Annotated in this window: 21 protein-coding genes; 13 read left to right on the forward strand and 8 right to left on the reverse strand. The window is 40.3% G+C overall.

The genetic code is table 11. The features are described from left to right. Positions 1-97: 97 nt before the first annotated feature. Entirely contained in the window at positions 98-970 is an 873-nt protein-coding gene (locus tag NSMS1_RS11405; protein ID WP_224095204.1) for a 4-hydroxybenzoate solanesyltransferase, read from the reverse strand. Between the two features lie 331 nt (positions 971-1301). On the opposite strand from NSMS1_RS11405, the gene NSMS1_RS11410 reads away from it, so the two are divergent. The 5 genes from NSMS1_RS11410 (at position 1302) to NSMS1_RS11430 (ending at position 6532) form a co-directional block, all read left to right on the forward strand. Then, positions 1302-2954, forward strand: coding sequence for a Ppx/GppA phosphatase family protein (locus NSMS1_RS11410; protein ID WP_224093237.1), 1653 nt, complete (start codon positions 1302-1304; stop codon positions 2952-2954). 81 nt (positions 2955-3035) lie between these two features. After that, on the forward strand, positions 3036-3413 hold the full coding sequence (locus NSMS1_RS11415) for a type II toxin-antitoxin system HicB family antitoxin (protein ID WP_224093239.1): 378 nt from the start codon (positions 3036-3038) through the stop codon (positions 3411-3413). After that, a complete protein-coding gene (locus NSMS1_RS11420; RefSeq protein ID WP_224093240.1) occupies positions 3410-3829 on the forward strand; it encodes a type II toxin-antitoxin system VapC family toxin in 420 nt (139 codons plus the stop codon). The genes NSMS1_RS11415 and NSMS1_RS11420 overlap by 4 nt, the downstream gene beginning before the upstream one ends. Positions 3830-4139: 310 nt before the next feature. Continuing rightward, complete coding sequence (locus NSMS1_RS11425; RefSeq protein ID WP_224093241.1) at positions 4140-5210, forward strand: DMT family transporter; 1071 nt, start codon at positions 4140-4142, stop codon at positions 5208-5210. A 188-nt stretch (positions 5211-5398) separates the two neighbouring features. Further along, positions 5399-6532, forward strand: a complete 1134-nt coding sequence (locus NSMS1_RS11430; RefSeq protein ID WP_317986590.1) for a peptidoglycan-binding protein — start codon at positions 5399-5401, stop codon at positions 6530-6532. 123 nt (positions 6533-6655) lie between these two features. Here NSMS1_RS11430 and NSMS1_RS11435 read toward each other — a convergent pair whose 3' ends face one another. Then, the gene (locus NSMS1_RS11435; protein ID WP_224093243.1) at positions 6656-7111 is read right to left on the reverse strand and encodes a DUF2141 domain-containing protein; all 456 of its coding nucleotides are present in this window, start codon (positions 7109-7111) and stop codon (positions 6656-6658) included. A gap of 250 nt (positions 7112-7361) precedes the next feature. Then, complete coding sequence (locus NSMS1_RS11440) at positions 7362-7868, reverse strand: pentapeptide repeat-containing protein (RefSeq protein WP_224093244.1); 507 nt, start codon at positions 7866-7868, stop codon at positions 7362-7364. A gap of 137 nt (positions 7869-8005) precedes the next feature. Here NSMS1_RS11440 and NSMS1_RS35060 point away from each other — a divergent pair, with 137 nt between their 5' ends. Beyond that, positions 8006-8131: a hypothetical protein gene (locus NSMS1_RS35060; RefSeq protein WP_263432572.1), complete on the forward strand. Its 126-nt coding sequence runs from the start codon at positions 8006-8008 to the stop codon at positions 8129-8131. A 22-nt stretch (positions 8132-8153) separates the two neighbouring features. Here the strand turns inward: NSMS1_RS35060 and NSMS1_RS11445 are convergent, their stop codons facing one another. Then, the gene (locus tag NSMS1_RS11445; protein WP_224093245.1) at positions 8154-9665 is read right to left on the reverse strand and encodes an LCP family protein; all 1512 of its coding nucleotides are present in this window, start codon (positions 9663-9665) and stop codon (positions 8154-8156) included. A 116-nt stretch (positions 9666-9781) separates the two neighbouring features. Between NSMS1_RS11445 and NSMS1_RS11450 the strand changes: the two genes are divergently transcribed. From NSMS1_RS11450 to NSMS1_RS11475, 6 genes are all read left to right on the forward strand, one after another. After that, positions 9782-10846, forward strand: a complete 1065-nt coding sequence (locus NSMS1_RS11450) for a mannose-1-phosphate guanylyltransferase (protein ID WP_224095205.1) — start codon at positions 9782-9784, stop codon at positions 10844-10846. 189 nt (positions 10847-11035) lie between these two features. Beyond that, positions 11036-12679: an ABC1 kinase family protein gene (locus NSMS1_RS11455; protein ID WP_224093247.1), complete on the forward strand. Its 1644-nt coding sequence runs from the start codon at positions 11036-11038 to the stop codon at positions 12677-12679. A gap of 255 nt (positions 12680-12934) precedes the next feature. Then, positions 12935-13783 (forward strand): hypothetical protein, encoded by an 849-nt coding sequence (locus NSMS1_RS11460; protein ID WP_224093249.1) that lies wholly within the window; start codon positions 12935-12937, stop codon positions 13781-13783. Positions 13784-13884: 101 nt separating this feature from the next. Further along, a complete protein-coding gene (locus NSMS1_RS11465; protein ID WP_224093250.1) occupies positions 13885-14865 on the forward strand; it encodes an ATP-binding cassette domain-containing protein in 981 nt (326 codons plus the stop codon). 48 nt (positions 14866-14913) lie between these two features. After that, positions 14914-15702: an ABC transporter permease gene (locus NSMS1_RS11470; protein WP_224093252.1), complete on the forward strand. Its 789-nt coding sequence runs from the start codon at positions 14914-14916 to the stop codon at positions 15700-15702. A gap of 206 nt (positions 15703-15908) precedes the next feature. Further along, on the forward strand, positions 15909-20024 hold the full coding sequence (locus tag NSMS1_RS11475; protein WP_224093254.1) for a tetratricopeptide repeat protein: 4116 nt from the start codon (positions 15909-15911) through the stop codon (positions 20022-20024). Positions 20025-20099: 75 nt separating this feature from the next. Here NSMS1_RS11475 and NSMS1_RS11480 read toward each other — a convergent pair whose 3' ends face one another. The 3 genes from NSMS1_RS11480 to NSMS1_RS11490 form a co-directional block, all read right to left on the reverse strand. Next, entirely contained in the window at positions 20100-20537 is a 438-nt protein-coding gene (locus NSMS1_RS11480) for a hypothetical protein (protein ID WP_224093256.1), read from the reverse strand. A gap of 310 nt (positions 20538-20847) precedes the next feature. Further along, positions 20848-22518, reverse strand: coding sequence for a serine/threonine protein kinase (locus NSMS1_RS11485; protein WP_224093258.1), 1671 nt, complete (start codon positions 22516-22518; stop codon positions 20848-20850). Positions 22519-22722: 204 nt separating this feature from the next. Further along, positions 22723-23580 (reverse strand): alpha/beta fold hydrolase, encoded by an 858-nt coding sequence (locus NSMS1_RS11490; protein ID WP_224093260.1) that lies wholly within the window; start codon positions 23578-23580, stop codon positions 22723-22725. A 367-nt stretch (positions 23581-23947) separates the two neighbouring features. Here NSMS1_RS11490 and NSMS1_RS11495 point away from each other — a divergent pair, with 367 nt between their 5' ends. Continuing rightward, complete coding sequence (locus NSMS1_RS11495) at positions 23948-24529, forward strand: hypothetical protein (RefSeq protein ID WP_224093262.1); 582 nt, start codon at positions 23948-23950, stop codon at positions 24527-24529. Positions 24530-24755: 226 nt separating this feature from the next. Here NSMS1_RS11495 and NSMS1_RS11500 read toward each other — a convergent pair whose 3' ends face one another. Further along, the gene (locus NSMS1_RS11500) at positions 24756-25115 is read right to left on the reverse strand and encodes a Spx/MgsR family RNA polymerase-binding regulatory protein (protein WP_224093264.1); all 360 of its coding nucleotides are present in this window, start codon (positions 25113-25115) and stop codon (positions 24756-24758) included. Between the last annotated feature and the right edge of the window lie 96 nt (positions 25116-25211).

A 25211-nucleotide genomic window follows, 5' to 3' on the forward strand; every position in this document is an offset into this window, starting at 1 on the left:
AGTTGATTATGTAATAATACTTAAAATTTAGGAATGAGGATTTAATCAGTCCATAGTCAGCAGTCAACAGTCAACAATGAACATCACCTGATAACTGTTAAAAAGAACCTACTATCATCCCAGCCAGTAAAAGAAAACCAAGCCAAACATTTTGTCTGAACATCTCACCATAGGCGGGATTAGGTAATTTTGGCTGTCTTAAGCGTACAAACTGCCAAACCCAACCAAATGTGGCAATTGCTAAGGTAATCCAAAATGCTAAATGTAGATGAATGGCAACACCTAACCAAGCGAGGCAAATAATTGTACCTAAAAAGAAAATACCAATTGCTAAAGGTGCATAATCACCAAAAAATAAGGCACTAGAATTAATACCAATGCGCCGATCATCTTCGCGATCGCTCATGGCGTAAACTGTATCAAATCCCAATGTCCAGAATAAGGTAGCACCCCACAGTAACCAAGTAGGCTGAGAAATGTTCTGGGTGACTGCACTCCAGCTAATTAACACCGCAAAACCCCAGGCGATAGAGAGTACCAATTGCGGCACAGGAAACACGCGCTTCGCACCCGGATACAACAAAATCACAGGTACAGCCGCCACAGATAACCAAAAGCTTAGGGGGTTAAGGTAAAAAGCCAGAATCGCTGCACAAAATAAAGCTATAATACCAACGGCAATACCAACTTTTATGGAAAGGGTACGAGCTGCCAAAGGGCGATCGCGGGTTCTCTCCACTTGTGGGTCAATATCCTTATCCCACAAATCATTTGCGATACATCCAGCTGCACTGGTAGCCAGAGTACCTAAAATAATCACACCCACCAAAGGTAAAGGTGGTTTACCTGCGGCTGCCAAAAACACAGCCCAAAGGGCAGGTATCATCAAAATTAAGCGTCCTTCCGGTTTATGCCATCGCAAAAGACGGAAAATAGTTAGCCACACTGGTTCTTGCTTGCTTTCTAACATAGTCAATAGTCATTGGTCATTAGTCATTGGTCATTGGTCATTGGTCATTAGTTTTTTCTCCCCCTACTCCCTCATCTCCCTTGCTTTACATATCTTTACATCTATAGAATAACTTTATTTGATATTTATAAAAACACAATCTATTCAGTGACGACTTTAAGTCAAATTAACTAAATAGTCACTAAAATTGTAAACGACAGGGTGAATATACTTACATCAGGTAATTCCGGCTACGTCCGCCTGAAAACAAGTGTGTTGCAACGTGTATCAGTGCCAACTACCCCGACACGCCATTCATTTCCATCCATCCTGAATATAGCGAGAAGACTAGATGGTGAATTTAGTTTCATCAAGTTGGGAGAGTGTCAGCACTCAACCAGTTCAGCAACATCGGATTATTGCTGCCATCGATATGGGAACCAATTCTCTGCATATGGTAGTAGTAAAAATTGACCCGACACTACCAGCTTTTAGCATTATTTCCAGAGAAAAGGAAACTGTGCGGTTGGGCGATCGCAATATTGCTACTGGAGAATTAAAACCAGAGGTGATGGCAAAAGCGATCGCTACTTTGAGGCGCTTCCAAGAAGCCGCTAAAATTGCCAATGCGGAAACCCTAATTGCCGTGGCAACTAGTGCAGTGCGGGAAGCACCCAACGGTAAAGATTTTCTCCATCAGATACAAACCGAGTTGGGTTTAAGTGTTGATTTAATTTCTGGTCAAGAAGAAGCGCGACGCATCTACCTGGGTGTGCTGTCGGGGATGGAGTTTCACAACCAGCCGCACCTAATTATCGACATTGGCGGCGGTTCAACAGAATTAATTCTCGGTGATTCTCAAGAACCGCGAACCCTTACCAGCACAAAAGTAGGTGCGGTAAGACTCACTAGCGAGTTAATCACCACAGACCCCATCAGCCATATTGAGTTTCAATACCTGCAAGCCTACGCGCGGGGAATGCTAGAACGTTCTGTGGAAGAAGTCCTAACAAATGTCAAATCTGGCGAGTCTCCCCGCTTAATCGGCACATCCGGCACGATTGAAACTATAGCCATGATTCATGCGCGGGAAAAACTGGGAACAGTACCCTCGACCCTCAACGGCTATCAATTCACCCTGACAGACCTCAGAGAGTGGGTAAATCGCTTGCGGAAAATGACCAACGCCGAAAGATCCGCCATCCCTGGTATGCCAGAAAAACGGTCTGAAGTCATACTTGCTGGTGCAGTCATCTTACAAGAAGCGATGGCACTGTTGGGTGTGGAGTCATTAACAGCTTGCAGTCGCGCATTGCGGGAAGGTGTAATCGTTGACTGGATGTTAAGCAATGGCTTAATTGAAGATAGATTACGCTTTCAAAGTTCGATCCGCCAACGTAGTGTGTTGAAGCAGGCAAGCAAGTATCAAGTTAATTTAGCATATAGCGATCGCGTTGCCAACTTTGCCCTAAGTTTATTTGACCAAACCCAAGGCTTACTTCACCATTGGGGAAGTAATGAAAGAAGACTACTATGGGCGGCGGCAATTTTACACAACTGCGGTCATCACATTAGCCATTCATCACACCACAAACACTCTTACTATCTCATTCGTAATAGTGAGTTACTTGGTTACAACGAAACTGAGATAGAAATTATTGCGAATCTAGCCCGTTATCATCGCAAATCACCACCCAAGAAAAAGCATGATAACTTCCGTAACATGTTGAGTAAAGAACATCGTCAAGTTGTATGTCAACTCAGCGCACTATTAAGATTAGCAGTAGCATTAGATAGAAGACAAATTGGGGCTGTATCTGAAATTAAATGTGATTATTATCCCCACTTTCAGCAGGTCAATTTGTTAATTTATCCATCACAACCAGATGATGATTGTGATTTAGAACTCTGGAGTTTAGACTTCAAAAAAGGAGTATTTGAAGCCGAGTTTGGCGTGAAATTAGTCACACATTTAGAAAGAAATCTGCTACCTCAATACTCCTGAAAAGTAGGGTGCGTTATTTTATTAACGCACCTATTAATTATTTCCATAAGTTATAATTTATATAAAATGAGGTCGAACTATATGTTATCTTTTCAGAGTAATAAGATTCAAAATCAACATAAATCTGCTTATGATATATTAATAGAAAATGAACAAGATGGTACGGTAAGTGCAACAGTAATAGGTATAGCAGACTGTAAAAGCTCAGGTGCAACAGAAGAAGAAGCAATAGAAAAACTAAAACCTCTTTTGCAAGAGCGTTTGCAGCGAGCCAAAATAGTTACCTTAGAAATTGAACCTCCCCAAACAGAACATCCTTGGATGAAATTTGCTGGTATGTTCAAAGATGATCCTCTATTTGATGAAGTGTTAGAAAATATAGAAGCAAATCGTCGTGAACTTGATTCAGAAATGGAACAACATTATCATCAACTGGATGCTGAGGATGAAAAGCAGTGAGTTTGTGGATACTTGATACAGATCATGTTTCTCTTTTTCAACGGCAACATCCTAATGTAGTTCAGCGTATTAATCAGATTAATTCTCAAGATATTGCTATAACTATAATCACAGTTGAAGAACAGATAAGAGGTAGACTCAATATTATTAGAAAAGCTGAGTCATCAGAAATATTACTATCAGCTTATACAAGGTTACTGACTAATTTGAATTTTTTTCAAAGCATCAATGTAATAAATTTCAATCACGATGCACTCAATCATTATCAAGCACTGGTAAGTCAAAGAATCCGTATAGGTACACAAGATTTACGTATTGCAGCCATTACTTTATCTGTAAATGGTATTTTAGTAACACGCAATCATAAGGATTTTGCCAAAGTTCCTAATTTGCAACTAGAAGATTGGACGATATAAAAATTTTAGGCTCATGAGGGTAAACATTGTTACCTCATATCATGTTTTAGATGCTTAGTTATTTCTTACATGGCTTCTACGCATTTGTTATGGTGTGATTTTATCTGTACTCATAGTTGCTAGCTTTTAATAAGTCGAGGGATATTTATCTACGTAATGACAGGGTTCGCTCAAGGTGATTAAAAATAACAAGTTTGTAGTAAGAACTTCAGCCCTGAAAATCTAGCATCACTGACTCCAAAACTATTCCTTCACAAAAAGACACAATTGGGTAGAATTGGTAAAAGTAATCTCTGCAACCTGTAAATCCATGCAACTGAAACTCAGTGCATCTAAATTCCCCATATCCACAATCTTGTTAATTGCCCCGTTTTTTCTCTGGGGGACAGCAATGGTAGCGATGAAGGGAGTTATGCCTCATACCACGCCGTTTTTTATGGCGGGGGTTCGATTAGTACCGGCGGGAATCTTGATTTTAATTGCTGCGGCGCTTTTAGGTAGACCCCAACCCAGTAGTTGGGAAGCATGGTTATGGATAGCCTTATTTGGGCTAGTAGATGGAACTTTATTTCAAGGATTCTTAGCTGAGGGATTAGTCCGTACTAGTGCGGGTTTAGGTTCAGTCATGATTGACTCCCAACCTTTGGCTGTGGCGTTGCTATCGTTGTGGTTATTTCAAGAACACATCGGTTTATGGGGATGGCTGGGTTTAGGTTTAGGCGTAACAGGTATTAGTTTAATTGGCTTACCGGATGAGTTGATTTACGGATTCTTAGGTACAGGTGCAAGTGTGACACTTGGTAACTGGCAAGACCTGTTTGCTAGTGGGGAAGGGTTAATGTTGTTAGCGGCTTTATCTATGGCGGTGGGGACGGTATTAATTAGATTTGTGACTCGTTATGTTGACCCAGTGACGGCTACAGGATGGCACATGATTTTGGGTGGGTTGCCATTGTGGGGAATCTCCTCTGTAGTGGAGTCTCAACAATGGGAGAATTTGGTTGGTTCTGAATGGCTGGCTTTGGCTTATGCTACCGTTTTTGGTAGTGCGATCGCCTATGGATTATTTTTCTACTTCGCTTCTAGTGGTAGTCTCACCAGTCTGAGTTCTCTTACCTTCCTTACCCCTGTATTTGCCCTCTTGTTTGGTCATCTCTTACTCTCAGAAGTTCTCAGTACTTTGCAATGGGTAGGAGTATTTCTTACCTTAGTTAGTATCTATCTAATTAATCAGCGTGATAATCTGTCAGGAGAACATACACAACCTGTTCTAGAAGAAGCATCTGTAACATTGAAGCCGCTAGTTACTGAGACATCTGGTAAAAAATTTAATCCTTTAGCGATACAAGTGAGAGAGTCTAAATCAGAAAATATACCGTAGATTTACAAGAAAAAAATAAAATAACCAGACAAAATACGATATATTACTAGCAACTTAGGTTAGATTTTTCCGTCAAAATAACAGATAACACCTAGATAAACTTACGTTGTAAATAACTCATTTAGGCTCTAACTTTTAATATGAGGCTACAATACTCCTCACTTTTCATACTTACCTGTTTTTCTTGTGTGGGTTTATATTCAATTCCAGCCAGCACAGCCACAACTAAGTTCACACCAGAAAAATTAGAACTGGCACAAGTCAGTTCCATCTCAACTACTCAAGTCGTGCTTGAGCCAGGTAGACAAGGGCCAGATGTACAGAGATTACAAACTCAACTAAGTCGGCTAGGCTACTACAGTGATGTTGTAGATGGAAAATATGGGCAAAGTACGAAAACGGCTGTAGCAAAATTTCAACAAGCCAAGGGTTTAAAAAGAGTAGATGGGATCGCGGACATAACTACTAGAAGAACCCTGCAAACCTCCCTAAAAGCTAGCAGCACTAAACCAACAAGCCTAATATCAGCTTTTGACGTTCCTACCACAACCCCTCCCAGCCAAAATAACTCTGATTCAGGACTGAGAGATTTTCTTTGGTGGTCAATATTGGGTTTGGGAACTTTAGGAACTGTCGGCGCAACTCTATATCTATTGCGATGGTTTGACCCACAAAAACAGAAAAAGCAACGTAAGCCTTCCATACACAAAGCTTTAAGCCCTACGCAACAACAGCAAATCACACCAGTTTTAAAAGAGTTAGCCCACGCAACAAGTTATCAAGAAAACGGTGTTCACGCCAACAATGGTTCTCAAACAGGCAAAGCATCAGTTCCAGCAACAATGATGCCTATAGAACCGACATCTCGTCTTGCTAAAGTCAACATAGTTGAGGAGTTGATTCAGGATTTACGTAGTACCGACCCAACAAAACGACACAAGGCGATTTGGGATTTGGGACAACAAGGTGATTCCCGTGCAATTCAGCCACTAGTAAACATGTTGATTGATGCTGATTCACAACAGCGTAACTTAATTTTGGCGGCTTTATCAGAAATTAACGTGCGATCGCTCAAACCAATCAACAAAGCTTTTGCTGTCTCCATACAGGATGAAAGCCCACAAGTTCGACAAAATGCCATCCGTGATTTAACCCGCGTGTATGACATGATGTCCCAAATGAGCCAAATGTTAGTTCACGCCTTAGATGATCCTGATCAAGAAGTACAGGCAACTGCAAAGTATGCTCTAACTCAGATGAATAAAATGCGGAGTGTAGAGAAGGCAAGCCTAGCAGAAAATAGCCCACAGGATGCGCGTTAAGAGGTGAGTAGGGAATAGAGAGTGGAGAGTAGGCAGATGAGGGAGTAATCAATTCAAAATTCGCTCATTAAGAATTTCTCAGCACGTGCTAAACGCCCCGCTATCGCTAACAGCACTCTGTACTCATAACTTTCTCATCTGGATTTGAATAACAGTGCTGGGACCTGCCAATATAAAAGCTGCATCACCAAACTTGGGGGCGCTGTTGCGAACTTCTGGGTTGAGGGAAAATCCAAAAGGTTCAACAGGCATCCCTAAATTATTCCGATTGAGAGTACCATCACCATTCAGGTCTTGAATTACAGCTACGGCGTAACTACCAGCTTTTAAATTATCAAAAGTAAGCGTTAAAGGCGTTTCGCTAATCTGAGTACACTGCTTTTGTAATGCCCGTTTACGGTCACTGGGGAATCCTTGGCTACTACTAAAGATACTGGCGCAGACTTGTCCTTGTTTATTTTGTAATCCATCGATTTCCACAATCAGCTTGCCATTAAAATTAGCCCTAGCACTCAACGACCAAGCTAAACTACTGACACTTGTCATTAGCATTAAGCTAATTGTCCATTTTTTCATCATAGAATGTACTTTGATTGGCTCATGCAGACTTATCCTGACATAACTGCGTCGATATACGCAAGTATTTTGTATAAAAATTAGTCATTGGTCATTGGTCATTAGTCATTAGTCAACAGTTATTAGTTTTTCTCCCTTACTTCTCTGCTTCCTGTTACTCAACGTAACTTCTTTTCCCTCACTTTTAGATTTACTTTATAAATAACCTCTAATTTTGAGCTAATAATTGCTTTACTCAGTGATGTTGCTGATATCATTTACAGCCCAAACTCTCACGGGTAGCAACGCCTGTAATAGGATTTACCCCATCTGCCTTTTCGCACAGCAAGGAAACTTGATAGCGGTCAATTATCGCGTCTGTAAAATCCGCTCCTGTAATGTCAGCTTCATAGAAGCGACTACGAGTCAAAGTTGCTTCTGTGAAAATGGCATTTTTTAAGTTAGCGTTGTCTAAAGTTGCTCTGTCAACTAAAGCACCTGTTAAATTTGCTCCCTCCAAATTCGCCTTTAATAAAACTCCCTTGGTAAGAATAGCGTTAGTTAAATTCGCACCTTGAAAGTTTGTACCTCGCATTTCTGCGGCAACAAAAGTTACTCCTACTAAATCAGCATTAGTGAAGTCACGATTATCTAGATTTATATTGCTGTAGTTAATTGTATTGATTTGTGCATAGGCCGGACTTGGAGTCATAATTAACCAAAAACAAGCCAAAATTAAAACCAAAATTAAACTAAATAATCGTCCTAAATTTTTTCTCATATAGGAATGAATCCGATTTGATTTCTAAAAAAATCTCAGTAATTGTAGGGTGAGCATTGCCCACCCTACTAAATTTTTTCTCATAACTTCACAAGATATCTGAAAAAGAAAAAGTCAATAGTCTTAAGTAATAACTAATGACCCGTACGGGTATGCCTTCTCTACGAGAGGCTGCGCCAACGGCACGCCAAGGGCGAACGCCAGTTCCCTATGGCGAGAAACCCACCTACAAGACTGGCTCACTAATGACTAATGACTATTGACTATTGACTATTGACTAAGTAACTATTTCCAATCTTTCCCAATCCGAATTGTCAGATCAGATCCTAAATCGCCAATAGATTTAGTCTCCACTAAGCCTACTCCTAAAACCTTTTGTAATTCAAATCCTGCGGTACGGTTGCCTTTTTGAACTATAATTTGGGTTTGGCGTTGGCTATCTGGCCAATCTGGGACAGTGTAAATATTTTTAAAGCCTTTCTGTTGCAAGTAAGCAATAACTTTTTGAGTTAGCTGAGGTTGATTGGAAGCATTTTGAATAGCAATTTTTAGTTGAGAAACGGGTCGAGAATCTTGTTTGAGTCCAGGCACGTCTACGCCAACATAATTGTTTAATAGATTTTGCTGTCCGGTGAGATTCAGCCAATAGTTATTAGGGTCTTTACTAAATTTACTGAATGTACCAGGTAGCATGGCCATTTGGAATTTATCCCGTTCTACATTAACGGAAAAATTCACCAAAGCCATCATTTCTTCTATTTTCAAATTTGTATCAAAATATTTCCGCATCAGGCGGGTTAATTGGGGCAATCTGGGTAATACTGTAGGACTATTCAGCCTTTGCAGCAATGCAGCTACAAGTGCTTGTTGTCGCTGTACTCTCGGTAAATCCCCTAATCCTTCTTCGCGGTAACGAGCAAATAATTCTGCCTGTTCACCGTTCAGAGTTTGCCATCCTGCAACTAAGCTAATCGTAGAGCCACTTTTAGGGTCTTGATAAGCCATTGCTTTAGGTACAAAAATCTCTACTCCACCCAATTGATCAACTAATTGCTTTAAACCACTGGTGGAAATGCGAATATAGCGATCTATTCGAGCATTATTTAAGGTACGGCTGACTACCCTAGCAGCCAATACTGGCCCGCCTTGAGCGTTAGCTTCGGATACCTTAGTTAAGCCCTGTTCGGGGATGGCAATCATTGTATCTCTGGGAATGGAAAGCACCCGCATAGTTTTATCACTGGGGTCTAGCCTAGCCATTAACATGGTGTCACTTTTACCAGCGAAACTTTCTGGTGAACCATCCACAGCACCATTAACCGGCTCAATTCCCATAATGAGAATATTCATCGGTTTAGATAGCTGATACTGGGAAATTTTGCTCCATAATTCCCCAGGCAATGGCATTTTCTGCTCATCTTTCCCAGTTACACCCAATTCTTCGTCGGTACGGTCTAAATTACTCCACAAGGGAGTCCACAGCGCCAAGGTGGATACTAACAGCCCAGATAGGATGACTCCTAAAACAACTGTCAAAATCCACAATAGCCAACGAGGCATGGTTAAGCCCAAGCGCTCGTATAGTTCATGAGGTATTATGCCGACAGACTCAACAACATTACGAGAAACGGTAGCTGACTGGTTTTGAGATTCTGTCTCTATCTCTTGTGTTGATGCGCTTTGAGGCATTCCCTGATTTTCTACCAGTTGTATTTGTCCTGGCCCCACCTCTAAATTGAGATCCGGTATTTGTTGCGGTGTGACCTGATTTTCCGACCATTGAACCTGTTTAATCACAATTATCTCCCCACTCAAACCACTCCCTAGCAGTATATTAATCCAAGCTACCAATCTTGCCAGTGTCAGACCGCACTGTACACTTAAAATGTTCTACCGTTGGTGTGTATGACAAGATGAGTAGTCCATTGTTCCCAGTAATCCTGGCTGGTGGTAAGGGAGAACGTTTCTGGCCCCTCAGCCGCCAAGACCGACCGAAACAATTTTTAAGTCTTGATGGTAGCTCTAGAAGTTTATTGCAATCAACCGCCGATAGGCTGGTTAAGCTCGCCGGCGGACGGACTGAATTATGGGTAATCACCTCTAGTCAGCTAGGACTAGGGGTGCAACAACAACTACCCGAATTACCATCGCAAAATTTATTAATTGAACCCCAAGGTAGAGACACGGCTGCGGCTGTTGCTTGGGCCAGTTTGGAAATTCAAAAGCGTTATGGTGATGACGCAATTATAGGCTTTTTTCCTGCTGATCACTGGATAGCAGATCAAGAGGCATTTAAAAACACCTTAGATGCTGCAACCCAGTTAGCGGCAAGCACAGAAGCGATTGTCACTTTAGGGATTAAGCCTGCTTTTCCATCAACTGGCTACGGCTACATTGAACAAGGTCAAAAAATTGGTAGCTTTAATGATTTGCCAGCCTATCATGTCAACCGCTTTACTGAAAAGCCCAACCGCGAAACGGCAGAAACTTTTTTATCTACGGGAAGATTTAGCTGGAATAGCGGTATGTTTGTCTTCCGTGCGGGAGTTGTCCTCAAGGAACTACATACCCATGCACCTGAAATTATCGAACCATTAGAAAAACTGGGTGTTGAGGTCTATCCCCAGTTACCTAAGAAAAGTATAGACTACGCACTCATGGAAAAGACTAGTCTAGTATATGTCTTGCCAGCAGAATTTGGTTGGGATGATCTAGGCGATTGGAATGCTATTGAGCGTTTGTTAAAAAAAGCAGATATACCTAATGTAGAACTAGCTACTCACGTCGGTCTGGATACGCACGGGGCAATTCTTTACGCTTCTGATCCAGATGATGTAATTGTTACTATTGGTTTAGAGGATCTAGTGATTGTGCGCGATCGCAATGTCACTCTCATTGTTAACAAAGAACGCACCCAAGAAATCAAGCAAGTCCTCAAAACCCTCCAAAGCGATCCCCGCTTTACCGAACTGCTTTAAAAGTTGACAGTTGACAGATAAGTAGTAAAAGTTAGAACCCTTGGCAGAGGCGGAAATGCGGGGTTTTTAGTAAAAATATCAAGGAAGGGATAAGGGAGATGTGGAATACTTTACAGTTTTTCTCCCCCTACTCCCCTATCTCCCCCCACTTCCCCATCTCCTCCACTCCCTACTCCCCCCTCCCCAACAATGTTCCTCACCCAAACTGTCCCCCGACAACGCGAAATTCTTGAAGTCTTCCTCCGCAATGGTTGGGATTATATGCGGCGGTTGCTTACAGGCGGTAAAGCTGATGAACCCCAACTACCTACACCGGCGGTTTTAAAAAATATTTTGATAGATTTGGGGCCGGTTTATGTGAAACTCGGTCAATTGATGTCCACTCGTCCAGATTTGCTGAGTGGGGCTTATATTGAAGAACTTTCTACCTTACAAGACGAAGTTCCCCCAGTTCCTTGGACAGAAATTGAAATAGTCCTGCGTCAACAACTCAAACGCCCTCTAGAGGAGACTTTCAGCAAAGTTAATCCTGTACCAGTGGCGGCGGGATCAATTGCGCAAATTCATCGCGCTACATTAATAGATGGTCGAGAGGTAGCAATCAAGCTCCAAAGACCAGGGATCGATGTAACAATTGCCCAAGATACAGCTTTGATTCTAGGGATTGCTGATTTGGTGGCACGTACCGAATTTGGGCAGAATTATGAAATTAAATCCACTGCGGAAGAATTTACTAAAGCTTTAGAAGCGGAGTTAGATTTTACACGCGAAGCTACGCATACAGACCAGTTGCGGCGTAATTTATCTCGTAGTCGCTGGTATGATCCAACACAGCTTGTAGTGGCTGAGATTTACTGGCATTTGACTACAGAGAAATTGCTGGTAATGGAATGGTTAGATGGTGTACCTATACTGTCAACAAGCTTAAACAATAACAATGGTAAAGACCCGATAGAGGTACGCAAAGCGATTACCACACTGCTATTCCGGGCTTTCTTTCAACAGTTATATGTCGATGGCTTCTTCCATGCTGATCCCCATCCAGGAAATATTTTCTATCTCAATGATGGTCGTGTTGCCCTGTTAGATTGTGGCATGGTGGGCAGACTAGATCCCCGGACTCAGCAGATATTAACAGAGATGTTGTTGGCGATCGTAGATTTAGATGCGGGGAGATGCGCCCAATTAACTCTACAACTGGCAGATTCCGCCCAACCTGTGATTTTATCAAGGTTAGAAAGTGATTATGACCGTATGCTGCGGAAGTATTACAACGTCAGTTTGACGGAGATGAATTTTAGCCAAATTTTTTATGAAATTTTGCAAGTTGCCAGAAATAATAAAATTCGCTTACCCAGCAATATGGGTTTGTATGCCAAAACGATCGCAAATCTGGAAGGAGTAGCCCAGACGTTTAATCCAGAGGTAAATTTATTTGAAGAAATTCAACCATTAATTACCGACTTGTTTAGACGGCAGTTGTTAGGCGATAATCCAGTGCGATCGCTCCTGAGAACAGCCTTAGATATAAAAAGTCTCTCCTTACAATCTCCCAGGCAAATCGAACTGCTGCTAGATAGAGTCACATCGGAAACCCTGCGCTGGAACTTTACCCTACACGGTTTGGATGGGGTGCGGCGGACAATGGATGATGCAGCTAACCGCCTATCTTTCAGTATTTTGGTGGGTTCGATGATTATGGGGGCGGCGATTATTTCTAATAACGCCCATACAAGCCAGTTGTCGCTGTTGAGTAATTTACTGTTTGCGGCGGCGAGTTTGTTGGGATTGTGGTTGATTATTAGTATATTGCGATCGGGTCGTTTAAAGTGATTTTTTTAACGCAGAGGAGCGCAGAGGTTAGCGCGGAGGAACGCGGAGTAAGAGGTTACAAAAACATTTAGTATTATTTTCTGCTGCCTCCTAGTCTATTTGAGGTATGTATCTATTATTAGATGTAGGTTAAGTTGAGACACAAAATCCAACACCTCAAACCCTTGTATAATTTGGGTTTGGTTATGTTCAAGCAAACCTACGCATTTGTCGCATTCTTTAATTAAATTGGTATTACTAAAATGGGATGTGAATATGGAACACAACACAAGCATAGAGCCACAGGATAATTACTGTTATGAACAAATAGTAGATCAATTATTATTTGATAATATCTTTAATCTAGATAATTGTGACAATATTATAAAAATTCCTTCAATTGAAATCAAAATTGAAGGAAGACCTTTGAGTTTTCAAAATAAAAATAAGCAAAATAATAGTAGACATAATGATTTCAAGGAAAAAGTTTTAGAAAAAATAGATAAATTTGATTATTTCATAATTAATAGGGTTCAAATTGAAATTCAGTTATACATAAAAGAAATGACTTTGTATGAAGACCATACATTAATAGATATAGATAATATACCCAAAAACTTAATAGATATTTTACATCAATCATTTCCGAAAGGTATTTTAATAGAAGATACACAAGTTGATAAAATTATTTCTGAACGTATTCGTATATTACCTAAACCTGGAATTTCTTGTAGTGAGCATTTTTTAATATGTATAAGCCCAATCAACGAAAGTGAAATTTATGCAATAAAGAAGAATGATATAATATTTATACCTATTATTAAGGGTGAAAAATCTAATTCTAAATTATATTATCCAGTACCTAAAAGTAATCAGGAAATAATCGATAAAACGCAAAACTTATTTGAATGTTTAAATAATATTAAATATAGATTAAAAAAATATACTTTCTTTTGGATATATCTTTTCCTTTTGGTTTTAGAATCAGGTTCAGGCAGCTTAATAAAATATATCTCTCGTAAATTGTGTGTCAGTGTAGAGGAATATATGCTAAGTATAGGTATGCTTTCAGGTACAGTATTTCCTAGTAGAATACTGAGGAAGGGATTTAAATCTATGCCATGAGTTTGTTAATCAATATTTTCTACAGGATTTTCTGTCAATTAAGAAGAGCTACAGATGAAAATAGATAAATATTCATTTGTGGTTTTAATATTTAAGATAATATGTCTATTATTTCTGTTGAAAATCTCAGTAAGTCTTATCCTGTGGCGGTGAAGGAACCTGGGCTTGCAGGAACAATTACCCACTTTTTCCGCCGCACCTATCGTTCAATTCATGCTGTTCAGGATGTGTCTTTTGAAATCGCTCCTGGGGAAGTAGTGGGCTTTCTGGGGCCGAATGGTGCTGGTAAAACTACCACGCTAAAAATGCTGACAGGATTAATTCATCCTACTAGTGGTGTGGTTAAGGTAGCTGGTTATGTGCCTTTTTTACGCCAAGAAGCATTTTTACAAAAAATCACTTTGGTAATGGGGCAGAAACAGCAGCTTCTTTGGGACTTACCAGCCTTAGATTCTTTAAAAATTAACGCGGCTGTTTACAATATCTCCGATAAGGAGTTTCATCGCCGGATAGGGGAATTAACAGAAATGTTGTCTTTGGAGAGTAAGCTTACCCAACCAGTACGGAAACTGTCTTTAGGTGAACGAATGAAGGCGGAACTTCTAGCCGCACTCTTACACCGTCCCCATGTGTTGTTTTTAGATGAACCAACTTTAGGATTAGATGTTAACGCTCAAGTCGCTGTGCGCGATTTTTTACGTGAGTACAATCAACGTTATCAAGCGACAGTGTTATTAACTAGTCATTACATGGCTGATATCACAGCTTTGTGTGAAAGGGTATTGTTGATTCACCAAGGGAAACTTATGTATGACGGTAGTTTAGATGGACTACTAGAACGTTTTGCACCATACCGAGAAGTGCGTGTAGAGTTAGCCCACCCTTTACCTTTAGAAAAACTCCAATTGTACGGTGATGTGCAACTTCTGGAAGGACGAGCGGTATGTTTTATGGTGCAACAAGAGATTTTGACACGCACAGTATCTAAGATATTAACTGATTTGGAAGTTATAGATTTGACTGTAACTGAGCCGCCTGTAGAAGAAGTAATAGGACGAGTTTTTCAGGCAGGAGTGGTTTAGAGAGTGCTGAGTGTTGAATCAAAAGTAATTTTTAATAGCAGGGAGTGAATGAAAAGGGTAATTAGAAAAGCTTTGACTTTGCTGACAGTTTACTACGCCTATATGCTTGAGTATCGAGCAGAACTAGTTTTATGGGTTTTGTCTGGTTCTTTACCAATTATCTTGATGGGGGTTTGGATAAAGGCGGCACAAGGTGGAAAATTTGGATTATCTCCTGTGGATTTTGCCCGTTACTTTTTGACGGTTTTTATTGTCAGGCAAATTTCTGTTGTGTGGGTAATTTGGGAATTTGAAAGGGAAGTTGTAGAAGGTAAGTTATCCCCTAAATTATTACAACCTTTAGATCCGGTATGGCATCATGTAGCATCTCATCTTTCGGAAAGGGTGGCGAGAGTACCTTTTGCACTGTTACTCATAGGGTTGTTTTTTATTCTGTACCCTCAAGCTTTATGGATGCCGAGTTTTAGCCAATTATTTTTATTTACAATTGCTGTAGCGTTGGCTTTTGTTTTGCGCTTTGTAATTCAGTACACCTTTGCTATGTTCGCCTTTTGGACGGAAAGGGCTAATGCTTTAGAAAACTTCTGGTTTTTGTTTTACTTGTTTTTATCAGGGTTGATTGCTCCTTTAGATGTGTTTCCGCCAGAAGTAAAGGCGATCGTTTTATTTACCCCATTTCCATACTTGATTGATTTTCCTGTTAGTTTATTAGTAGGAATACCTGTTGATATTGGACGAGGATTTTTAGCACTACTTGGATGGATATTAATATTTTGGATTTTGAATCGCTTATTGTGGCGTGCGGGATTAAAAAGATATTCAGGAATGGGAGCATAAATCTTAAGATTCTATTTTGATGTCGGTATACTTCACCGAAGTTATATAGTAATCCATTTGATTCTAAAAAAGTCTTAGTATCTGTAGGGTGGGTATTTATAGTGATTTGAGGTTCTTTTGGGGAATTTGGCGAAAAATTTTCGGAAATTGTAGATTATACTTAAGTATCTCAATACATCCTGGTATTTACTTAAGCTAAGTTGTGTATGGCAGTAATCACGATTCGGGAAAAACAGCTAACAGAAAAGGGTTTTGCCGCAAGTTTGATTTTTGAGGGTGGGGAATACCCAATCAATATTACTGATCCGTTTACACCCCAGGAAGAAAGACAACTGGAATGGTATTTTGAGAAATGGCTGACTTACCCGATGTTAAACGGAAAGAAAGCAGAAGCGGCGAAAATGAGCGTTGCTAGTTATGGGGAAAGTTTATTTAACCAGGTTTTTAAGGCTGATATTGATGCTTACAGCCATTATCGCCAACTGCGGGGAAATCTGAAGCAGGTAAAAATTGAGATAGTTGGTAATAGTCCCGAATTTCACGCGCTGCACTGGGAAGCTATGCGGGATCAGGATTTGCCGCGACCTTTGGCTGTGGATTGCGTAATGATACGCAAACGCCTTGATAAAGCGGCATCAGTGGCGGCGAATATGGCAGAATCACCGATAATTAACTTGTTGGTGGTAATTGCTCGACCGGATGAGGAGCATGATGTGGGTTATCGTACCATTGCTCGTCCGTTGATTGAGGTGATTGAAAATAGCCACTTGCCTGTAAATATAGACTTATTGCGTCCGGGTACTTATGAAAGTTTAGAACGCCATTTAGAGGCAAAGGGTGCAGGATATTACCATATCATCCATTTTGACTGTCACGGGGCGTTGATGGCATACGCAGATATTCAGAAAGGGGTGAAACGTAACCGATATACCTATCAAGCTAGGTGGGGACGGGAAGATATTCAACCCTATGCTGGGGTAAAGGCATTTTTGTTTTTGGATGGGGAAAGTAAGGGAAAAGCCGATCCCATAGAGGCGGGGGAATTAGCGAATTTGTTGACGGGGAAGGGAATTCCTGTTTGTATTCTCAATGCGTGTCAGTCGGGGAAACAGGTACGAGGAAACGGGGAAGCAGACTACGACTACGCTCAGTCTACAGAAAGTCGAGACACGACTACACTCAAGGAAGTAGACTACGACTACGCTCAGTCTACAGAAAGTAGGGAGACGAGTTTGGCTAGTCGGTTGATGACTGCGGGAATGCAAATGGTAGTTGCAATGGGGTATTCGGTGACGGTTTCGGCGGCGCGGTTGATGATGGAACAGGTTTATCAAAACTTGTTTGGGGGAAAGGAGATAACCGAAGCGATCCGGTTGGGAAGAAGAGAGCTATTTAATAATAAGACGCGGAAAGCTTATTTTAATATCAGTATTGATTTGGAAGATTGGCTTTTACCTGTAGTTTATAGTAACCAACAGGTGAATTTGAATTTGCGGCGATTCACAGCAGAGGAAGCAGAAAAATATTATGAAAGTTTAGGTAATTTATATCAATATACGCCGCCAGAATATGGATTTATTGGGCGTGATTTGGAGATTTTGAAGATTGAAAAGGCTTTATTCCGTCATAATATTTTGCTGTTGCAGGGAATGGGAGGTACGGGAAAAACTACCCTGTTAAATTATTTGCGTAGTTGGTGGCAGACAACGAACTTTGCACCAGACATATTTTATTTTGGTTATGATGAAAAGGCTTGGACGCTGACGCAGATTTTGTTTGACATTGGCAAGCGGGTATATAAAAAGTTTGAGTTTGCGAATTTTCAAGCAATGAGTTTAACTGCACAGAAGCAGCAATTACTGGTGAAATTGCGGTCGGAATCTTATGTTTTGATATTGGATAATTTGGAGTCGGTGACGGGACAAGCTTTAGCGATTCAAAATACTTTACCGCCAGATGAGCAACAGCAATTGCGTGACTTTTTAACAAGGTTGGTAGAGGGAGAAACGCGGGTAATTTTAGGTTCTCGCAGTGATGAAATTTGGTTAAAAGATGCTTTTAAACAGAATGTTTATCAGTTGCGAGGATTGGATGCGGAAGCGAGAACTGAGTTATCCAATAAGATTTTAGAACGGAATGTGGGGGATGAAAAGAAGATAGTCAAGATTCGGGGAGATGAGTATTTTCAGAAATTGATGAAGGTGTTAGCGGGGTATCCGTTAGCGATGGAAGTGGTATTGGCAAATTTAAAAAATCTGTCATCCCAGGAAATTTTGGCAAAGTTAGCAGCAGCAGATATTAATTTAGATACGGGAAGCGAAGACAAAACCCAGAGTATACTCAAATGTGTGGAATATTCCCATAGTAATTTATCACCGGAGGCTCAGAAGTTATTATTGTGTTTGGCTCCTTTTAGCGGGTTTATTGATAGAGGCGATATTCCTAATTATGCCAAGGAATTAAAGAAGTTAGAGCCGTTTCAAGCTTATGATTTTGATGGATTTGATGAGGCAATTCAAGAAGCGATCAATTGGGGTTTGCTTTCTGATATCTCCTCTAACTCCTCTGCGAGGAGAGGAGAAGAAAAATTACTACAAATTCAACCAGTTTTTCCTTTCTTTCTGAAAGCAAAATTAGCAGAAATCGATGCAGCTACCCGCGAAGCCTTGCAGGAGGGTTTTAAAAACCACTATATCGGTTTAGCTCGTTCCTACAATCACTTGATGGAATCGAAAGAACCGGAAGAAAGGCGGTTCGGAATTTTATTCTGTCGGCTAGAATATGAAAATTTATATAAAGCTTTAGAAATTTGTTTAGAGAAACAAGAACCTATTGATATTTTCGTTTGCTTGGATAAGTATTTAGAGTTAATTAATGATATTCCAAGTAGTTTGAAACTGTCGGGATTTGTCTGTAAGGCACAAGCTGCTTATCCACCAGAAATTAGAACAGGTAGGACGGGTTGGGAAATTCTGATGGCACTTGATCGCCTTGCTATGGGTTATTTGAAAACACAAAATTATCCCCAAGCAAAAGAATCTTATTTGCGGGTTATAGAATTATCTCAACAACTCCAAGGTGTAGAACTAACACAAGTCAAGTCTTCCTTAGCTAGCACCTACCACCAGTTAGGATATATTGCCCAACAATTGCGAGAATACGACCAGGCCAGGGATTATTATCAACAAGCCCTGGAAATCAAAATCGAATTTGGCAATCGCTACTCTTGTGCTAGCACTTACCACCAGTTGGGAATGGTTGCCCAACAGTTGCGCGAATACGACCAAGCCAGGGATTATTATCAACAAGCCCTGGAAATCAACATCGAATTTGGCGATCGCTACTCTTGTGCTAGGACTTACCACCAGTTGGGAAGTGTTGCCCAACAGTTGCGCGAATACGACCAAGCCAGGGATTATTATCAACAAGCCCTGGAAATCAAAATCGAATTTGGCGATCACTACTCTTGTGCTAGCACTTACCACCAGTTGGGAAGGGTTGCCGAAGAATTGCGAGAATACGACCAGGCAAGGGATTATTATCAACAAGCCCTGGAAATCAAAATCGAATTTGGCGATCGCTATGAGTGTGCTGGCACTTACGGACAATTGGGAATCGTTGCCCAAGAATTGCGGGAATACGACCAGGCAAGGGATTATTATCAACAAGCCCTGGAAATATTTATCGAATTTAGCGATCGCTATTCTTGTGCTGGCACTTACCACCAGTTGGGAAGGGTTGCCGAAGACTTGCGCGAATACGACCAGGCAAGGGATTATTATCAACAAGCTCTGGAAATCAAAATCGAATTTGGCGATCTCTATGGGTGTGCTAGGACTTACCACCAGTTGGGAAGGGTTGCCGAAGACTTGCGCCAATACGACCAGGCAAGGGATTATCATCAACAAGCTCTGGAAATATTTATCGAATTTAGCGATCGCTATTCTTGTGCTAGGACTTACCACCAGTTGGGAAGGGTTGCCGAAGATTTGCAAGAATACGACCAGGCAAGGGATTATTATCAACAAGCCCTGGAAATCAAAATCGAATTTGGCGATCGCTATTCTTGTGCTAGCACTTACTATCAGCTTGGGAAAGTAGCAGAAGCATTAGGAGAGTTAGAGGAAGCAAAAGCCAATTACTTACAAGATTTGATAATTACAACTGAGTTTAATGACGAGCATGATTTGGGTATTTCGCTGCGTAATGTTGCCCGTTTTTATCAAACTACCCAGGATGAAGATTTATTGAATGAGGTAGCGAAGATATTCGGGACAACGGTGGAGGAATTGAAGAAGGCAATAATCAAGAGTGGGGAGTAATTGAGCGCATTTGGGTTTGTGGAGATGCGATCGCCCGTGCTTGATTGTAAAGTGCGATCGCGCTGCTTAACGAAGTTATTCTCCTGGTGGTAAAGTTCCCTTATCACCTTCATCGGTATATTGACAATAGACATTCAAACCGATTTTGAAGATGTAGAGAACAATAATAGTAGCAATAGATGGATCGAGTGGAATTGCGGTTAAAGCCATGAGGGATGTAATCGCTGCTGTAAGTAACACAGCGTTTTCTGGACTTTTGGTATAATCGCTCAAACGCGCACGAAAACCTTCATCTCCGCAAAGTTCTTCCCGCAACACTTCTAATGTAGTTTGCCAGATTTCTTTTACTCCCATAGTCGAGGTTCCGTTTTTCTCTATCCACAGTTCTTCAAAGGAGGTTTCGAGATTACCGTTGTGATTTTCTAGAGTATCAATGGCTTTGTTAGCTGGTTGATATTCTTTGAGTGATTTGCGTAGTGAGTTAATTTCGTCTGGAGTTAGATGTGCATCCATATTGTTTTATTTCAGATTTAAAGCAAGCATAGAAGACTACTTATTCCATATCTTGCACCTTCTCAATCAGCAGGTGGCGCTGCACTGTCCAACCTACTACTAAATAACAAGCTTTTGGGACTTTTATTTTGTCAATAAGAGAGTGGTGCAAAATATCAGTATCAAGTAAATCTTATACTGTTACACTGCCATAAATCCAGACTATACCAAAATGGCATCTGACTTTTCACGGTATATGGAAGAACCCTCTCCTTTTAAATCTTCAATCTCCATAAATTTATTAGTGAGCGATCGCACCCAAAAAACAATGTTACATTTTACTTGATATTGTCTTAAATTTATCTACAGAACCTAAAGAATAATCTTCTAATTTAAAATCCCCAAAGGGTTTATTTTCTAATCTATCTCGCAAAGCCTCGTCAATGACTACAGCTTTAGATTGTCTTTTTACACCTATAATAATGACACTGCTTTGATATGCAGTTAAATCTCGATTACTTTGACAATCCACAGCTTGAAATTGCCCTAAATTTAATAAGCGGTAATTTTTAACGCTTGGTGTACTTTGAAATAGTCTTTTTACTAGGTTTTGAATCTGTTGCGATCGCTCGAAAGCTTTGCGTTGAGCAACTGTTATATTACCTTCACAAGAAGCAGTTCCTACAGAGATAATTTCCTCTGGATTTTCCATTATTTCCTGTATGCCTTCTTGCTCCAAACGTAACTTTAAAACATCAAGGCTAATTACTCTATCATTATTTTTAATTTGAAAATTACTGCCAGAAAGCCATTTATATTCCATTGATAAAACAGCTATATTAAATTTAGCATACCGTCCTTGATTATCTTTACCTGCTTCATAAGAAAAGTAAGCAATCTTGCCTTTTCTTTGTGGTGATTGGCTTGGTGGTGGTAATAAGGTAAATCTGGGATAGCTTATCCAGAAACTAACTAAACTTAGCAACCCTACTGAAACTAAAAGGGCGGCACAAAATGCGGTTAACGGAACTTTTTTAAGGTTTTTAATAGAGGATTGTGAAGAAATTTGATGTTTTAGCTGAGTGTGTTGTTCAGTTTTAGGTGATTCTGGAACACTAACTTGCTGCTCAATATCTCGTAGACGCTGTAAAATTCCCTTAGCGTTTGTCGGACGATTTTTTAATTCTGGTGCTATTAACCAATCAATTAAATTCAATAACGAAGGTGAAATTTGTTTAGTATGGTTACGCCAATGCAGTGAGTTTTGGTGAACATCATACATATCTAAGGGATGTTGTCCTGTGAGTAAAAAGACAAAAGTACGTCCCAAACTAAAAAAATCAGATTTCGGTACAGCTTCTCCGTTCATCTGTTCTGGAGCGCTGTAACCAGATAATAAGGTTGGTGTAGTGGTTCCATTAGCATAAATTCTCTCTGCACCAAAGTTAATCAAAACTACCTTCCCGTCAGGTTGGAGCAGAATATTAGATGGTTTAATATCTAAGTGCAGGTATAGTTTGCTATGTACTAAATCTAAAACCTCTGCTAACTGTATTAACCAAGTGATAGCTTGTGTTTGGGAAATCGGCTGATAGTGTTGCTGTTGTAGCCAATCTTCTAAGTTCGTTCCAGTGATTTTCTCTGTAACGATGCAGTGCAGAATCGTTCCATTTCTGGTTTGATGTTGGAAGTAGCTATCAACTTTAGGAATACCCGAATGATTTAGCTGTCCTAAAACCACCGCTTCTTGGCGAAATTGTTCTACTGCTTGAGAATCACTGGCGTAATTAGCTTTGAGGACTTTGAGTATTTTGGCTGTGTTTTGTTCGTAGGCTTCATAAATTGCGGCAATGCCTGTTGTATCATTTAAAAATTGCTTTACCCGATAGCGTCCTAGCAATTCCAATTGGGAACCACAACTTTGACAAAATCGGTTTTCGTTGTTACCGGGATGGTTAGGCTTGGGGCAAACTGGATTTATACAAAAAGAGTCATTAGTCATTAGTCCATAGTCATTAGTCCATAGTCATTAGTCATTGGTCAACTGTCAACTGTTAACTGTCAACACTTCTCTGCGTTCGCGCAAGCGTGTCGTAGACAGACGCTCCGCGTAGCTTGCTTTGCTACGCAACGCTACCGCGAACCACGGAGTGGTACGACAAGCTCAGTGCATCGCTGTCAACTGTATTCCCTGCTTATCTATCTATCAATGATGAGATTGCTTTTCCTGACATTCTGCTAAGAATGCTGCTATTGTTTGATTGAATGTCTGTGGTGCGGTTAAGAAAGGCCAGTGATTACCGGGTGTTTGGCACAGGCGGAAGTTTTTAAGATAGGTTTTGTAGGGTTTGATTTGCCATTCCTGGCGGTTTAGTCCCTGTTCTGGTTGGATGAACAAGGCTGGAGTGTCTAGGGAAATGGTGAAGCCAGGTACGCGCAATACATCATCAAAAATGCCATCACGGGCGGCTATGGTAAATTTGCTACCCCAGCTACCATCGGGTTTCTGTTCGATTCCAGCTTGAAAGACTTGTTGTTGTAAAGGACTCCAGCCTTGGAATTGGTTTAATTGTTGTGCTGTTTGTTCGGCTTGTTCGTAGCTGGTAAAAGGCCCCATTGCTTTGAGGAAGGATAAGAAGCGGTAAAGCAGGGGAAATGTTAGCCGAAATAGGTTGGGCATTTTCCAAATGAAGATGGGGTCAATTAACACCATACTCCGCAGGCGTTGGGGATTTTGCCTTGCCCAAATGACTGCTAATTTACCTGTCCATGAATGGCTGACGATGTGGGCTGATGTCCAGCCTACATGATCCATGAGGGCTTCTAGGTCGGCGATCGCACTCTCAAAGCTATAATCTTTCTCTGGCTTGCTGCTTTCGCCATGACCCCGCATATCTGGCGCTACTATGTGGTAGTCTGCCGCTAAATAATCTCCTAAACTAGACCAAACTAAGGCATGATCGCCTAAACCATGTAATAGCAGCAAAGGTTCTTTTCCACCTTGATTCCATTCCAAGTAAGACAGTTGGATCTCAGGTGTTAATAGGGTTTGGCGTACAGGCATTGTCTTTAGTAATTCACTATGCAAAATAGTCTCAAGTAAACAGTGGTAAATAACTGGTAAATCAGCACTGTTACGGGTACTTTACGAGAACTAATACGCGAAATGCAAGTAGTGGCATGTTACCCATACTTTTTCTGAGGGCATCCTAAGTTTAGTTTAATTTTTAGTACTGTTTTATACTATGAGTAGTTAGCCAATTGTCAAAAATGTCTTGTTTTCATAACTGAATTTCTTCCAAAAGTTTTTTATATCTATATCTTGCGATGGATTACTAATAAATTATCAATATAAGGACTAGTTTGATAGCTAATATATTTCTCTCTTTGGTTACTCATGTACTGACTATCATGTTTGTTATTTTTTTAATATGACTATAATTAGAAACCAATCTTTAAATCACTCAATAAGTTCTTCAGATCAATTAGCTCGTAAGCAAATTGAAAAACAGCGAATGCGAGATGTCCAGCTTTTGCTACTCAACTTATCTGAGAATGAAGAAGCTACAATTAAACTGATTTTAGATAGCCTTTATGATATTGGTGCAGTCAACTTTATTAACCAAAGGTTTCGCTATCGACCTTTTAATCGAGTATTGAAATCAATCGCTCGGATGTCTAAACCTGTATTTAAAATTTATGCGTGGCACTGGTTTAAGAAAAATTGCCCTCAATTAATTGCCAATTGGTTATACACTCAGGTAGCTTTTGAAAATCCCATTGCTGTGGCTCAAGAAATAGCTGTTGAAGCCTCAACAATTCAACAACCTCAACTTTTACCAGCAGAAAATGCGATGCTTGAGGTTAAGGCTTTACGTCATCAAATTAGATGGCTGAGTTGTATTACGATTGTCTCACTTTCTACTTTAGGTATAGTCATTGCTACATGGAACCGTAATCCTCCAAGATTATTACAAAGCAGTCCACAATATCAATCAAGTATATGCCGATAGTTTAATATGTAATTTATAGTAAAGACTTTAGTATTTTTGGCTCTTCAGTTCCTTTTATGGAGTCGAATAATAAATAAAATCTAGTCAGAGCTTATATTCCTTATTATGACTGGATTTTAGATTTTTGAGCCTTTCTATAAAACGGCTATTTTAATGCCGTACCATAAAACCAACGCAAGAGCCGTCTTTTTTGAGGACTAAAGTCTTTACTACATAGCTTAATTATTTATCCAGTTATATTTAATTTCTCTTTAATTACTTTCTCATCTCTAAAGCCTACCGCGACGGCTGTACCATCGATAACAAAAAGTGGGCGTTTGAGTAGCATTGCATCCTTTGCAAATGCTTCAATCCATTGTTCATCAGTCCAGTTCTTTTTTTCATCACCCAAAGCGCGATAAGATTGACCAGAAGTATTACGCATGGGTGCAGAACCTAAAGCTTTCACCCAACCTTTGATTAATTCATTTGTTGGAGGATTCTCTTTGGTGTTAATAAATTCATAGTCAACATTATTATTTTGTAGCCAGCTTAAGGCTTTTTTACAAGTCCCGCAGTTAGGGATTCCGTAAATTTGGAGAGACATAATAATTTGTAATTCGTAATAGTCTGCGACATCGCGTAGCGTCTCGTAGAGAAGGCTTGCGACTACGTAATTCGTAATTAATATACAGTTCCATCA

The sequence above is a fragment of the Nostoc sp. MS1 genome, assembly GCF_019976755.1.
Classification (GTDB): Bacteria; Cyanobacteriota; Cyanobacteriia; order Cyanobacteriales; family Nostocaceae; genus Trichormus.

What these genes read in the sequence shown, in the direction of transcription:
- NSMS1_RS11405 (WP_224095204.1), bottom strand. Translation starts at nt 970, where the DNA reads ATGTTAGAAAGCAAGCAAGAACCAGTGTGGCTAACTATTTTCCGTCTT.
- NSMS1_RS11410 (WP_224093237.1), top strand. Translation starts at nt 1,302, where the DNA reads ATGGTGAATTTAGTTTCATCAAGTTGGGAGAGTGTCAGCACTCAACCA.
- NSMS1_RS11415 (WP_224093239.1), top strand. Translation starts at nt 3,036, where the DNA reads ATGTTATCTTTTCAGAGTAATAAGATTCAAAATCAACATAAATCTGCT.
- NSMS1_RS11425 (WP_224093241.1), top strand. Translation starts at nt 4,140, where the DNA reads ATGCAACTGAAACTCAGTGCATCTAAATTCCCCATATCCACAATCTTG.
- NSMS1_RS11435 (WP_224093243.1), bottom strand. Translation starts at nt 7,111, where the DNA reads ATGATGAAAAAATGGACAATTAGCTTAATGCTAATGACAAGTGTCAGT.
- NSMS1_RS11440 (WP_224093244.1), bottom strand. Translation starts at nt 7,868, where the DNA reads ATGAGAAAAAATTTAGGACGATTATTTAGTTTAATTTTGGTTTTAATT.
- NSMS1_RS35060 (WP_263432572.1), top strand. Translation starts at nt 8,006, where the DNA reads ATGACCCGTACGGGTATGCCTTCTCTACGAGAGGCTGCGCCAACGGCA.
- NSMS1_RS11450 (WP_224095205.1), top strand. Translation starts at nt 9,782, where the DNA reads ATGAGTAGTCCATTGTTCCCAGTAATCCTGGCTGGTGGTAAGGGAGAA.
- NSMS1_RS11455 (WP_224093247.1), top strand. Translation starts at nt 11,036, where the DNA reads ATGTTCCTCACCCAAACTGTCCCCCGACAACGCGAAATTCTTGAAGTC.
- NSMS1_RS11460 (WP_224093249.1), top strand. Translation starts at nt 12,935, where the DNA reads ATGGAACACAACACAAGCATAGAGCCACAGGATAATTACTGTTATGAA.
- NSMS1_RS11465 (WP_224093250.1), top strand. Translation starts at nt 13,885, where the DNA reads ATGTCTATTATTTCTGTTGAAAATCTCAGTAAGTCTTATCCTGTGGCG.
- NSMS1_RS11470 (WP_224093252.1), top strand. Translation starts at nt 14,914, where the DNA reads ATGAAAAGGGTAATTAGAAAAGCTTTGACTTTGCTGACAGTTTACTAC.
- NSMS1_RS11475 (WP_224093254.1), top strand. Translation starts at nt 15,909, where the DNA reads ATGGCAGTAATCACGATTCGGGAAAAACAGCTAACAGAAAAGGGTTTT.
- NSMS1_RS11480 (WP_224093256.1), bottom strand. Translation starts at nt 20,537, where the DNA reads ATGGATGCACATCTAACTCCAGACGAAATTAACTCACTACGCAAATCA.
- NSMS1_RS11485 (WP_224093258.1), bottom strand. Translation starts at nt 22,518, where the DNA reads ATGACTAATGACTCTTTTTGTATAAATCCAGTTTGCCCCAAGCCTAAC.
- NSMS1_RS11490 (WP_224093260.1), bottom strand. Translation starts at nt 23,580, where the DNA reads ATGCCTGTACGCCAAACCCTATTAACACCTGAGATCCAACTGTCTTAC.
- NSMS1_RS11495 (WP_224093262.1), top strand. Translation starts at nt 23,948, where the DNA reads ATGACTATAATTAGAAACCAATCTTTAAATCACTCAATAAGTTCTTCA.
- NSMS1_RS11500 (WP_224093264.1), bottom strand. Translation starts at nt 25,115, where the DNA reads ATGTCTCTCCAAATTTACGGAATCCCTAACTGCGGGACTTGTAAAAAA.